Origin of the sequence: Candidatus Dedyshia acidiphila (genome assembly GCF_051025295.1) — a bacterium.
Taxonomy (GTDB): Bacteria; Acidobacteriota; Terriglobia; order Terriglobales; family Acidobacteriaceae; genus KBS-83.
The window spans coordinates 54,826-68,756 of sequence record NZ_JBMGJV010000006.1 but is presented as its reverse complement, the minus strand read 5'-3'; the positions used below and the strand labels follow the sequence as shown (position 1 = coordinate 68,756).

General features: G+C 65.6%; 6 protein-coding genes. 1 reads left to right on the top strand and 5 read right to left on the bottom strand.

Features of this window, described 5'->3' with window-relative positions; all coding sequences use genetic code 11:
- Positions 1-3: 3 nt before the first annotated feature.
- The 5 genes from AC5IJH_RS04220 to aceE all read right to left on the bottom strand — a co-directional run bounded on the left by AC5IJH_RS04220 (position 4) and on the right by aceE (position 10,492).
- Complete coding sequence (locus AC5IJH_RS04220) at positions 4-2,550, bottom strand: ABC transporter permease (protein WP_491901552.1); 2,547 nt, start codon at positions 2,548-2,550, stop codon at positions 4-6.
- 25 nt (positions 2,551-2,575) lie between these two features.
- Positions 2,576-5,041, bottom strand: a complete 2,466-nt coding sequence (locus AC5IJH_RS04215; protein ID WP_491901551.1) for an ABC transporter permease — start codon at positions 5,039-5,041, stop codon at positions 2,576-2,578.
- Positions 5,042-5,203: 162 nt separating this feature from the next.
- Positions 5,204-5,929, bottom strand: a complete 726-nt coding sequence (locus AC5IJH_RS04210) for an ABC transporter ATP-binding protein (protein ID WP_491901550.1) — start codon at positions 5,927-5,929, stop codon at positions 5,204-5,206.
- A gap of 145 nt (positions 5,930-6,074) precedes the next feature.
- On the bottom strand, positions 6,075-7,235 hold the full coding sequence (locus AC5IJH_RS04205) for an HlyD family secretion protein (protein ID WP_491901549.1): 1,161 nt from the start codon (positions 7,233-7,235) through the stop codon (positions 6,075-6,077).
- Between the two features lie 587 nt (positions 7,236-7,822).
- Complete coding sequence (gene aceE, locus AC5IJH_RS04200; protein WP_491901548.1) at positions 7,823-10,492, bottom strand: pyruvate dehydrogenase (acetyl-transferring), homodimeric type; 2,670 nt, start codon at positions 10,490-10,492, stop codon at positions 7,823-7,825.
- A 307-nt stretch (positions 10,493-10,799) separates the two neighbouring features.
- On the opposite strand from aceE, the gene AC5IJH_RS04195 reads away from it, so the two are divergent.
- Positions 10,800-13,784 carry an NHL domain-containing protein gene (locus AC5IJH_RS04195; protein WP_491901547.1) on the top strand — a complete coding sequence of 995 codons (2,985 nt, stop codon included), beginning with the start codon at positions 10,800-10,802 and terminating at the stop codon, positions 13,782-13,784.
- The last annotated feature ends 147 nt before the right edge of the window (positions 13,785-13,931 follow it).

The following is a 13,931-nucleotide window of genomic DNA, read 5'->3' as shown; positions in this document are numbered from 1 at the left end:
GGTTTACTCGGACCGGAGCGCGGTCATCGGCTCGATGGAAGCAGCGCGGCGCGCGGGGATGAGCGCGGCGAAAAGGCCGGCCAGCCCGAGCACCAGCAGTGTGGCTCCGCTGACTGGAACGTCGAAGGCAGCGACGCCATAGAGATGCTGCGCGAGCAGGCGGCCTGCCCCGTACGCGAGCGGGATACCGATGACGAGGCCGAGGATGCAGTGCGACATCGCGTGCGAGAGCACATCGCGCAGGATGCGGTGGCGATCCGCGCCGAGCGCCATGCGAATGCCGATCTCACCGGTGCGGCGCTCGACGGAGTAGGCGGTGACGCCGTAGATGCCGACCGAGGCGAGCACCAGCGCGACCAGGCCGAAGAGCGAGGTGAGCCGGGCGAGCAATTGGTCCTGGTTGAATTGCGTGGCGACCTGCTCGGCGAAGGTGGAGAAGTTCTGCGGGACGAGGTTGGGGTTGACCTCGGAGAAGGCGCGGCGCACGGCGGCTTCGACGGTTGCAGTGCTGCTGCTGTTCACCGCGAAGACAACCTGCCCCGCGTAGTGACTGGTGGAGTCTCCCTTGTCGTGCTCCGGGTCACTCCAGTGCGTCTGCTGCGAGAAGGGAGCGAAGTACATCGGAGCCGCGGGCAGAGTGGGATCGAAATACTTCGTGTTCTCGACCACGCCGACGATCTCAAACTGCGCGCGGTCCTGCTTCTCAACCCCGAAGTGCTGGCCGATCGCGTGGCCGTGGAAGTAGCGATCCGCGAAGGACTGGTTGACGACCGCGACCTTGCGCGTGTGCTCGTCATCCGCATCGGTGATGACGCGGCCGGCGTGCAGACGTGCGCCGATGGCGGAGAAGTAGCCGGGGCTGACCCGCGTGTAGGACACGTTGTACCAGTCGCTGTCCGGCTGCGGATCCGGCTGCCCGGGGATAAAGACTGACCAGCCCCAGTTGTTGCCGGACATCGGCGAGTAGAGCGCGAAGCCCACGGCCTGGGCACCGGGGATGGCCATCATGCGAGCGTTGAGCTTGCGGTAGAGATCGTCCGTCTGCTCCGGTTTGTAGCCGGCGAGAAAGGGATCGATGCCGATAATGTAGCGATCCTTGGTGACGAATCCGAACTCCTGCTTCTGCAGATTGTCCAGGCTGCGGAGCAGCAGGCCGGCAGCGCAGAGCAGGACGACCGAGAGCGCAGCCTGCAGAATGACAAGAAGGCGCTGGGGTGTGCTGCTGGCATCGGTGGTGCTGCGCGTGCTGCTGCGCATGGCCTGCGCGGGATCCGTGCGCGTGGCGAGCCATGCGGGCGCGAGGCTGAACAGCAGCGCGGTGATGAGCGAGACGCCGACCGCGAAGGCGAGCACCGGCAGGGACGGCGTGACGTTGACGGGAACATAGCTGGCGCCGCGAAACGCGAGCGCGAGGATGGAATGCGCGGCGACGTAGGCGATCAGGATCGCGCCGACGCTGCCCATGAGCGCGAGCAGCACACCCTGAAGCAGGGCCTGCCGCACCAGCATGCGCCGGCTGGCACCGAGGGCGATGCGCACGGCCTGCTGCTGGCGCTGAGCGGTGGCGCGCACCAGCAGCAGGTTCGCCACGTTCGCGCAGACGATCAGCAGCACGAAGGCCGCCGCCCCCATGAGCAGATCGAGCGATCGTGCATAGTTTCTGGCAATTGTGTTGACGCCGCTGCGCACGGAGCTGAGTTCGGTGTGCTGGCGATCGATCTGCGCCCGCTCTTCCGTGCTCAGCACCGGGCCGCGTTCGTGCAGCCACTGCTTGAGTTCGATGTTCAGCTGCGCATTGATCTGCGAGACGGATGCCCCGGGCGCGAGACGCCCCACCACGTCGAGCCAGTGCATGTCCGGACGATGCAGGTGCGACGCGTCTTCACCGACGAACTTCGTCTCCTGCATGACGGGCAGCCAGAGCTCCGGCGGATCTGCCTGCACGATCTCTCCCTGGTAGCCCGGCGCGGTGACGCCGATGACGGTCGCGGAGACGCCGTTCATGGTCAGGGTCGAGCCGATGATGTGCGGGTCGCGACCGAAGTGCCGGTCCCAGGCGCGATCGCTGAGCACGGCCACGGGGGGTGCGCCCTCGGTGTCGTCGGAGGGCTGAATCGCGCGCCCGAGCGCGACAGGAACGCCGAGCGTGCTGAACTCGTTGCCAAGCACCCAGCGCCCCTGAAGCGTTTCAGCGGCCCGCGGGTCACCGGGACGCCGGGTCAGCAAGGCAGTCTTGCTCGAGCCAAACGCGGTGATGCTTTCGAAGCCCTGTGTGTGATCGCGGAAGTAGCGATAGAGATCGAGCGAGAAGATGCGCCACCCTTCACTCTGCAGACTGTTGTAATTGCAACAGGTCGGGACCTTGCCGATCATGTAGAGCGTGCTTGCGTTGCGCACCGGCATGGACTTGAGCAGCGCGTTGTAGATGAGGGTGAAGATCGCCGTGGTGGCGCCGATGCCGAGGGCGAGGGTGAGGACGGCGGTGGCCGTGAACCCGGGGTTGCGGCCAAACTGCCGCATGGCGTAGCGAAGGTCCTGGATCCATTGCATCGCGCTTACTCCATCCTGAGTGCGTTCATCGGTTCGGTGGTGGCGGCGCGGCGCGCTGGTATGAGCGCGGCCAGCAGGGCGCAGAGCAGCAATGCAAAGGATGTCGCCACGAAGACGCCGCCGGCGCGCTGCTGGTCAGAAGGGAGGCGGACGCGTCCGCCTCACCACGCGGCAAGACGGCTGCGATGGCGTGTTGAGCGAGTCCGGAGAGGACAGCCCCGGCAAGCAGGCCGGCGAGGACCATGACAGCGGCACGCTTCGCAATGCCGTTCAGCACATGGGCGCGCGTGGCACCAAGCGCCATGCGAACGCCGATATCGCGACGACCGCGCTCGACCTCGTGAGTGAGCAGCCCGTACAGACCGACGACCGCGAGAATGAGCGCGAGGGCTGCGAAGCCACCGAAGAGCAGCGACTCCATGCGCTCGAACTGAAGCTGCTCGAGGATGATCTCGCTCATCGTCTCGGGTGTACGGAACGGCACGGTGGGATCGACCTGGTGGAGCACAGTGCGCAGCGCGCCGTACGCGGCTTGCGGGTCGCCGGTCGTGCGCACGACGAGCTGCATGCTGCGCAGCGTCGGCATCTTGTACTCTTCGGGCACTGTAGAGGCGAGCAGATCCATTTCGGCCAGCGGCGGCTGTCCGAGATCCTGCCGCACGTCGCTGACGACGCCGATGATGGTCGCGTCCCAATGGTCAAGCTTGGCGCCGATCGGATCGCCACCGTGAGCAAAGAACTTGCGCACGAACGCCTCGTTGACGACGACGCGGAGGGGCTGGCCCAGGATCTTACCGGGATCCTGGCTGCGCTGGATCACTGGTCCATCGAGGCTCGGGTCGAGCATGCGGCCGCGCACCAGGTGGATGCCGAAGGTGCGGAAGTACCCCGGCGTGACGACGCGGTTCTCGGCCAGCACCTCCTGGTTGGGAGGCGTGGCGGGCTGGCCCTGGATATGGATGTCGGAGTTGGAACCCCAGTTCTGGATGGGCACAATGTTGATGAGCCCCGCAGCTTCGATGCCGGGCGTGTGCTGAAGCCGCGTGACGAGTGGCGTGTAGAGATTGTCCATCGGATCGCGCTTCTCATAGCGGCCGGGGGAGAGATCGATCTCGGTCGAGACGATGTGCTCGGGCGCAAAGCCGAGCGGCACGTGCAGGCGGTCGTGAATGGCGCGAACCAGCAGCCCGGCGGTGAACAGCAGCGTGATGGCGAGCGCCACCTGCGTGACGATGAATGCGGAGCGAGCGCGATGCTGCGCTCGCGATGTGCCCGTGCCGGCGCTGCCGGTACGCAGCGCGTCACTCGGATCCGTGCGCGCCAGCCGCAGAGCCGGCGTGAGAGCAGCCACCATGCTGGCAACGCTCGAGGCGAGGAGCGCGACCAGCAGCACACGGCCGTCCATGTGAACATCGCCGCCGCGAGCGAGCGCGTGGACGAGGTAGACGCTCATCGCCTTGAGGATGAGCGCACCGAGCACGACACCCGCAGCACCGCCGAGCGCGGCGAGCAGCAGACTCTCGGTGAGCACCTGGCGCACCAGCGTGGCGCGACTCGCGCCAACGGCGGCGCGCATCGCCATCTCACGCTGCCGGCTGACGCCGCGGGCGAGCAGCAGGCCGGCGATGTTGACACAGCAGAGCGCGAGGACCGTGAGCACCGCACCGAGTGTGACCTCAAGCGGGGTGCTGACCCCGCCGGTGATGCTGGCCGCGAGCGAGTGCAGCGTGCCGGTGCGGCCGCCGTCGGTATCGGGATAGGCCTTGCCGAGAGTGGCCAGCACGCGCGAGAAGTCGGCCTGCGCCTGCTGCCGCGTGACGCCGGGCCGCAAGCGCCCGAGCGTGGGCAGCCAGTGCGAGCCGCGCTGCGTGGCCTCGGTGGGCGGCACGTGCAGCGGGGTATAGATCGCGTTGCGTGTGCCAAGCGGGAAGGCGAAGTCAGCAGGCATGACGCCGATGATGGTGTAGGGCACACCATCGAGGCGCGCGGCTTTGCCCACCACCGCGGGATCGCCGGAGAACTCGTGCTGCCAGACCTCGTGGCTGAGCAGAGCGACATTGTTGTTGCCGGGCTGCTCTTCGCCAGAGCGGTACGTGCGGCCGAGCAGCGGGCGCATGCCGAAGACATCGAAGAAGTTGTCACTGCCGCGGACGGCGTGCAGAGCCACGGGGCCGCGTGGCGACTCGAAGTTGATGCTGCCGGTGTCATACGCGGCGAAGGCAGAGAAGCTGCTGAGCTGCGCCCGCTCATCGCGATAGCCAACGTAGGAGGCGGGCTGGGTGTAGCCGCTGGTCGCATGCGTCTCGACGGCGACGATGCGGTCGGGATCGGGAAATGGGAGTGGGCGCAGCAGCACGGCATCGATCACGCTGAAGACAGCAGTGGTGGCGCCGATGCCGAGCGCGAGGGTGAGCATGGCAGTGAACGCAAAGCCGGGGCTGCGGCGCAACTGCCGCACGGCATATTGCAGATCTCTGAGGAAGCTTCCCATCGTCCACCCCTTTCGCACGTCTCGCGTCTGTGCGTGCCATCTCTCTGCGTGCCGTTTGCCTGGTCGGCGTTTGTCCGGTTGGCGTATGTCCGGGCGAGGGGCACACGTCTCCCGTGTCACGCAGACGCGTGATGCATGCCGCCATTCGCGATGCCGGTCTGGCTACTGCACCTGCAGCAACTGCTCGGGTGAGAGCTCGCCTTCGGCGATCACCTTGCCGTCGAAGAGGTGCACATTGCGCGCGGCGTGGCGCGCGAAGCGCGGATCGTGCGTCACCATGCAGATCGTCGCGCCTTCCTTGTGCAGCTCGGCGAGCAGTTCCATGACGGCTTCGCCGTTCTTCGAGTCGAGGTTGCCGGTCGGCTCGTCGGCGAGCAGGATGGAGGGCGACCCAGCGAGCGCGCGAGCCACGGCGACACGCTGCTGCTGACCGCCGGAGAGCTGCGACGGGTAGTGGCGCATGCGATGCGCCATGCCGACGCGCTCGAGCGACTCCTGCACGCGGCGCTTGCGATCGGCCGCGGGCATGCCGGAGCGATAGGTGAGCGGCAGCTCCACGTTCTCGGCCACGGTAAGGTCGCCGATCAGGTTGAAGCTCTGGAAGATGAAGCCGATCTCCTGGTTGCGGATGCGCGAGCGCTCCGCGAAGCTCAGGTTTTCGACCGGCTTGCCGTTGAGGTGGTAGCGACCGCCGGTCGGCGTATCGAGCAGGCCGATGATCGACAGCAGCGTGGATTTGCCGCAGCCGGACGGGCCGGACATGGCAATGTAGTCGCCGCGCTTGATCGCGAGGTGCACGCCGGAGAGCGCGTGCGTCTCGATCTCGTCCGTGTAGAAGACCTTGGTCAGGCCTTCGATCTGTATCAGTGACTGTGTCGCTTCATCCATGATCGCCCTCGCCTCTCTTCCCTGCTCTTCCCTTACTCAAGCCGTATCCGGTCCGTGTTGTCCCAGCGGGACATGTCGGACAGGATCACGCTGTCGCCCTCGTTGAGCCCGCCCAGCAACTGGATGGCGTTGACCGACGCGCGTCCTACCTTGACGGGTACGCGCGATGCGGTCTTGCCATCCGGGCCCAGCTTGAACAGGCTGATCGTCGAATCTTCGTTGCCGAATGCCGGGCGCCGACGTAGAGCACATTGGCCAGCCGCTCGAGATCAATGGTGCCGTCCACACTCAGGTCTGGTCGCTCGCCCTCGACGTGGTTGTTCAGCGCGACGTCGACGGTCACAGTGCCATTGTGGACGCCGGGATCGATCCGCTTCACCGTGCCCTCGATTACGCCGTTATGCGTATCGATCGAGGCCGGCTGACCGATCTGGATGTCGCGCGCCTGCGTCTCCGGAATGTTCAGGGCAGCCTTCAACTGGTTCGGCTCCACCACTTTCGCCAGCATCGTCCCAGGGGTGACATGCTGGCCGACTGCGAGCGGCAGGTCCGTGAGCACGCCATTGATCCCGGCCCGCACGCGAAGCGACGCCAGCTGCTGCTCCTTGAGCTGGTACATCGCGCGTGCCTGATCCACCTTGGCCTGTGCGACCGAGAGCTGGGTGGTCAGCGCCTCCTCGTTGATGGATACGACATTTTGCTGCATTTGGTTCTGCGTCGTCAGACCGTCCGCCTTGCTTTGCGACGCCTTGTAGGCGAGGCCGGAGATGACGCCGAGTTGATAGAGCGACTTGTCCGTGTCGGCCTGGCGCTTGGCGGTGGCGTAATCGGCGCCCACGTTGGCGGCGGTCGAGCGCTGGCCCAGAAGGTCGCTCTGCAGCTTGACGTGGGTGTTCTTCAGGTCGGCCTCGGCCTCCTTGAGCTGGAGCTGGGCGTCGAGCGCCTGCTGGGTCAGCAGCGGGTCGTTCAACTCGACGAGAACGGTGTCGGCGGACACCTTGGTGCCCGGCAGCTCGAGGATACGGGTGACGGTGGCATCGGTCTGCGCGGGAATCTGGCGGATCGTGTCCTCGCGCGGGACCAGCGTGCCATTGCCACGCACCTGGCGCACCATGGGGCCGCGCTTGACCGTGTCGGTCCAGACGGTGCTGCGCTCAACCGACGGCGCAGCCGGCTTGAGCCGGAGCACGCCAAAGGTGGCGGCGAGCAGGACAACAAGGGCGATCGCACCGATGACGATGCGGCGTCGGTTCTTCTTTGCTTTGAGATCTGGCCTGGCAATGTCCATCGCAGACATAGTATGCATGCCGTGATCCATTGCGGCCATTCCTCTAAGTCACAGCATCGGCAAAGGTTACCGGCAGATGTGAAAGAGGGGGCGCGGACATGGTTGTTCGGCCAGAGACGCGAGTGTCCGCTTCCGGACACCAGCCGGGGCTGCGTGTTGGCAAACGAGGTGCTACGACCAACGAGTGATGGCCGACGGTTCCGGTGTGGCCCACAATACGAACGCATTGGACACAAACGGACGTGGGCGCGACGCACCCGCAATCGTTACGAGCCCACCCAGGAGGTAGAGATGAACAGCCCGGCCCCATACCCGAGAGACATGCGCACCACCCTGCCGAGGATGTCGGCCCCTCCCCTGTCCCCGCGCAGCGGGCGCAAGATCACTGCGGCCCAGACGGGCAAGCAGAGAACCACGGGCATGGTACCGGTGGATGCGCGGCTGGCTGCAATTCTGGACGCCTGCGAAGCTTAGGCGCCAGCAAATCTGTCCAGACGCCTGCGGAGCTTAGGTGCTGGACGTAGATCTAGATAAGGTCAGCAAAGAAATGACAAAGGCCGGAGCGGATGCTCCGGCCTTTGTGCGTGTGGCTGACTGCGCGAGTGTCAGGCGCGGGCAGGGTCGCCGCGCTCGGGGTCGATGCCGAGTTCGCGGATGGCCTGCTCGGCGCGGGCAGCGTCGTACTTGCCCTCGCGCGCGAGGCGGGAGAGCGTTGCAGCTGCGATCGATTCCGCGCTGACCTCGAAGTGCCGGCGCAGGTGCTCGCGATTGTCGCTGCGGCCGAAGCCGTCGGTACCGAGCGAGAGGAGCCGGTCGAGCAACCAGGGCGCGAGCTGATCGGGCACGACCTTCATGTAGTCGGTCGCGGCGATGATCGGACCCTTGGCGTCCCCGAGTGCTTCGAGGATGTAGGGCGTGCGGGCAGGCTGGGCGGGGTGCAGGCGATTCCAGCGCTCAACGGCGAGCGCATCGCGGCGCAGTTCGTTGTAGCTGGTCACGCTCCAGACGTCGACGGGGACGCTGTACTTGTCGCTGAGGATCTGTTGTGCGCGCAGCACCTCGTTGAGGATGGGACCGCTGCCGAAGAGCTGCGCGACAGGCTTGCCCGTCTCCGCCGAGCGGAAGCGATAGATGCCGCGGAGGATGCCCTTCTCGACGCCGGCCGGCATCTCCGGCATCGGGTAGTCCTCGTTGTACATGGTGACGTAGTAGAAGAGGTCTTCACCCTCCTGGTACATGCGGCGCATGCCGTCCTGCAGGATGACGGCGAGCTCGTAGACGAACGCCGGGTCGTAGGTGGCGCAGGTGGGGACCGTGGAGGCGAGCACGATGGAGTGCCCGTCCTGGTGCTGCAGTCCCTCGCCGAGCATGGTGGTGCGTCCGGCGGTGCCGCCCATCAGGAAGCCCTTGCCGCGCGAGTCCGCGAAGGCCCAAGCCATGTCGCCGACGCGCTGGAAGCCGAACATCGAGTAGTACATGTAGAACGGAATCGTCGGGACGCGGTAGTTCGAGTACGCCGTACCCGCGGCTGTGAACGAGGCCATCGAGCCCGCTTCCGTGATGCCCTCTTCGAGGATCTGACCGTCCTTCTCCTCGCGGTAGTAGAGCAGCATGTCGACGTCGTGCGGCTTGTACTTCTGGCCCTCGCTCGCGTAGATGCCGACCTGACGGATGGCTGACTCGAGACCGAAGGTGCGGCCCTCGTCGGGGACGATCGGCACGATCAGCTTGCCGATGCGATCGTCCTTCATCAGGTGGCGCAGGATGCTGACGAAGCCCATGGTGGTCGAGACAGCGCGGGTTTTCGAGCCCGCCGTCCACTCCGCGAAGGTGTCGAGACCGGGCGCGGTGAAGTCGAGCTTCGGCGTCTCACGCTTGGGCAAGAAGCCGCCCAGCGCGTTCCGCCGTTCGAGCAGGTAAGCGATCTCCGGCGCGTCCTTGCCGGGGCGGTACGGGACTGCGTCCTTGGCTGCCTCTTCGGGCACCGGGATGTCGAAGTGCTTGACGAACGCGGCGAGCGCGTCGTCGGTCAGCTTTTTCTCCTGGTGGCTGGCGTTGCGCGCCTGCGTGCTGCCGAAGCCGTAGCCCTTGACCGTCTTCGCGAGGATGACGGTGGGGCCACCCTTGTGCTCGACCGCGCGCTTGTAGGCGTTGTAGATCTTCAGCGGGTCGTGTCCGCCGCGATGGAGCGCACCCAGCTCGTCGTCCGACATGTCGCTGACCAATTGCAACAGTTCCGGATACTTGCCAAAGAACTCCTGCCGCAGATACGCGCCGCCCTTGGCCTTGAAGGCCTGGAAGTCGCCGTCGACGCATTCTTCCATGCGCTTGAGCAAGAGGCCGGTGTGGTCGCGCTCGAAGAGCTTGTCCCAGTCCGAGCCCCAGACGACCTTGATGACGTTCCAGCCGGCGCCGCGGAAGATGCCTTCGAGCTCATCGATGATGCGCTTGTTGCCGCGCACCGGGCCGTCGAGCCGCTGCAGGTTGCAGTTGACGACGAAGATCAGGTTGTCGAGCTTCTCGCGGGTGGCCATCGAGATGGCGCCGAGGGTGTCGACCTCATCCGTTTCGCCGTCGCCGATGAAGGCCCAGACCTTGCGGTCGGTCGGCTGGATGAGTGAACGGTTTTCGAGATAGCGCATGAAGCGCGCCTGGTAGAGCGCATTCAGCGGGCCGATGCCCATCGATACGGTCGGAAAGCGCCAGAAGTTCGGCATCAGCCACGGGTGCGGATAGGAGGAGAGGCCGGGCTTGTCGCGCAGCTCATGGCGGAAGTTCAGCAGGGTCTCGTCGTCGAATCGGCCTTCGAGATAGGCGCGCGCGTAGACGCCGGGGGAGGCGTGGCCCTGGAAGTAGATGAAGTCGCCCGGCTGGTCGCCGTAGGAGGCGTGGAAGAAGTGGTGGAAGCCGACCTCAAGCAGCGTCGCGAGCGACGAGTAGGTCGAGATGTGGCCGCCGATGCCGGCGTCCTTCTTGTTCTGGCGATGCACCATCGCCATGGCGTTCCAGCGGATGAGCGCTTCAAGGCGCTTCTCCAGGTCGCGATCGCCGGGGTACGGCACTTCCTCGTGCTTGGGGATGGTGTTGTGGTAGGGGGTGACCAGTTCGCCGGGGGTGTTGATGCCGGCCTCGCGCGCCCGCTGGCGCAGAGCGGTCAGCAGAGCCGCGCCGTGCTCGGCTCCCTCGGCGACGACGACGTCGTCAAACGCCTCAATCCACTCGGCCACTTCCTGGGTAAGGTCTGCCTGCGCCGGCACTGCCTGCTGTGTGCTCATTGATGAAATCACTCGCCTGCGGAAATTGGATGGTGCTCTGGGGTGCGCCTGCTTGCCCGCGCCACCTCTCAGTATAGCGTCGCGATGGCGCGACACCGCTCTCGCGAGCCACATCTGCTTTGGGCGCCCGGGAGGTGGCCAGAGTTCCCGCATGCTCCATTTCGTCAGTTCCAATTTGTGCTCGAAAAGTGGATCAATCCCGAACTTTGACGAGCGCGGGATGCGATTTCTGCATCTCTGGTTGCTAGTCTGTTCTGACCGTGCCCACCCCCGGGGCCGATGCTGTTCAGTTCCTGAGGCCCGCTCCATGCGTCGACTGCTCCACACGTCCGTCCTGTTCGTCTGCACCTGTCTACTCACCCTCTCTCACGCTGTCGCACAGCAACCGACTGGCATCATCGAAACCATTGCCGGCGCAGTGCCCTTTCAGTCCGCCGCAAATGCGACAACTGTGGGGATCGGCGCCGGCGGCGCAGTCGTGATGGATGCTTCCGGGAACCTGTACACCACCGCGATTGGCTTCAACGTGGTGTTGAGGATCGATCCTGCCGGCAACGCGTCCGTGTACGCAGGGGTACCGATGGCCGCCGGACCCTTTGCAGATTCCGGCGACGGGGGACCTGCCACTTCGGCCCATTTGGCAGGGCCACAGGGCTTGGCGGTTGACGCAGCGGGTGACCTTTACATATCAGACATCTCGGGACCGACGGTACGACGCGTCGATGCAAAAACGGGGATGATCACCACCGTGGCTGGCGTGAGCGGGAAGGTCGGCGCGGCTGACTTGGGAGATGGCGGTCTCGCGGCCCAAACTCCGCTCGGGTTTCCAACCGCCCTAGCCGTCGACGCCGTGGGCGATCTGTTCATCGTCGATGGACAATTCATCCGGCGCGTCGATGCGGTCACCGGGGTTCTCTCCACCATCGCGGGCACGATCTACTCGAAAGCGCCCTGCTCCATCGCGCCTGGCCAGGGCTGCCCGGGTACCAGTGTGATCATCGGCGTCGACCCCAGCACTGCGTGCATTGCGGTGCGCGGCAGCCACTTGTATCTGGCCTCTCAGGAGTTCGGATACCCAAACGATCAGACCGCGTACCGTCCCGCACCCAGTCTGCTCGATCTTGACCTGACGACGGACACAATTCAGCTCATCGCCGGAGGTGGCCTGCTCACCACCTCCTACCCCGGATACCCAGCGGTGGGCGACAAGCACCTGTACCCAACCGCGGTCGCGGCAGATGCACAGGGCAACCTGTTCTTCGGCAGCAGCTTTAGCCAGATCTACCGTTTCGATCAGGGGACCCATGCGGTCACCCTGGTAGCGGGAACCGGGCAGGCCGGGCCGCTTGGGGATGGGGGGCCGGCCACCGCTGCGAGCCTAAACGTGTACTCCATGGCTGTCTCGCTGCAGGGCCAGGTTGTGGTTCGCTCTTACGCTCGAATTCGCAGCTTTACGGTAGGCAGCAACATCACCACTGTCGCGGGAAACGGCTTCTTGAACGACTTCGGCGACGGAGGCCTCGCACCGCTAGCGGGCGTGTCCGGTCCGAACGACTTGGCCTTCGATGCCGCAGGTCATCTGCTCCTTGCCGACAGTGGCAACGGCGCCATCCGGCAGATCGATTCGCACACGGGTGTGATTACCACGATCGTGGGCTCAACCCCCTCGAATGCGGCTCCCGTGATCACTCCCGTCTTCTCGCCCGACTCCATCAATCCCGGCAGCGAGCAAGAGGTCTTCATTCTCAGCGGATCCGACTTGATCGGGGTCGACCCGACGCACGGCACGTTCAAGAAGCTGGTCGACAGCTCCCAACCGGGGTCCGGACTCTGGCCCGGCTCGCAGATTGCTGCGGACGGCCACGGGCTCGTCTACGCGACGCTGAACACTCCGAATCACATCGTCAGCGTCGACACGGTGACGGGCGCACAGATAATCATCGCCGGGAGCACCCTGGGCAGCGGTGGTCCTGTCGGAGATGGTGGACCAGCTATCGATGCGCGGCTGGGCGAGGTTACCGGCCTGGCTCTCGACGGGAACGGGACGTTGTACCTGAGCGACACCCTCTATAACGTGATCCGCGCTATCGATCTGAAGAACGGAACGATTCGCAGCCTGACCCAACCGTCGAGCGGCGGGTATGCCGGCGACGGCGGTCCGGCAACCGCAGCGCTGCTGCATTCGCCGCGGCACATTGCAGTGGACGGCGCGGGACACCTGCTGATCGCTGACACAGGAAATGCCGTCATCCGCTCCATTGATCTGCGAAGCGGGATGATCACGACCCTCGCAGGCAACGGTACACTCGGCTACTCGGGGGACGGTGGACCGGCCACCAAGGCTCAACTTTTTGGCGCTGTCAGCGTCACTGCAGACACTCTTGGGGACGTCTATATCTCCGACGCTGGCAATCTGCGGGTGCGGCGCGTGCTGCTGCATCCGACCAAACTCAATGCCGCCCTGACTGCATCCGCGACGACCGCGAGCGCGGGCTCGCCGGTGACGCTCAGCGCGAGCTACAGCAATCTCTCGTTCGGATTTGCGCCGACGGGAACGGTGCAGTTCCTCAACGGAGCGACCGTCCTTGGGTCTGCCGATCTGCCCGCTGCGCCGGATGCTTCCGGCAACTACACGGCGACGTTCACGACCAGCGCCTTGGCGACGGGCAATGCCTCCGTGACATCGAGCTATGCGGGCGATGTGCACTATGCCGCCGTGACCTCGGCTCCGGTCGCGGTCACGGTGGGCGCACCGGCCGCACCGACTTACACAGTTGCCGCGAACCCGGGCACGCTGACGGTGAAGCAGGGCGGTACAGGCTCGCTTGCGATCACGGTCACACCGCAGAATGGATTCAACCAGGCGGTCACGTTCAACTGCGATGCGACGTCGCTGCCACAGGGCGTCTCCTGCGCTTTCAGCCCGGCCAGTGTGACGCCGAACGGCGTTGCCGCGACGACGACGCTGACGGTGAGCACCACGGCCGCAACAGCGAAGCTCGCGCCGGCTCCGCTGCTGCCAGAGTGGCTGCCGCGTGGTGGGGCGGTGCTCGCGCTGCTGTTCTTCGGCGTGCCGGTGATGCGACGCAAGTCGTGGCCCGCAGCGCTCTGCCTGCTCGTGCTGGCACTGGGCGCGATCGGATGCGGTGGCAGCTCCGGCGCGTCCACGCCACCGCCGAATGCGAGCGCGACGCCTGCGGGAACTTACACCATCCGGCTGAATGCAACGGCAGGGGCGGGCTCGGCCGCAGCCAGTCAGCCGGTAAACGTCACCATCACGGTGACAAACTAGCGTTCTTTCACCCCCCACGCCGGCTTTCGAACCCGGCGTGGATGGCACCAAAGTCTTCCGCGGGGCTGGCCGCCAGCAGCCGTCTTGCGGCGTGCCTGCTCTGCTACCCTGATTGGTTTGCACGTCTGCAGGGAAGGTTGGACCCAC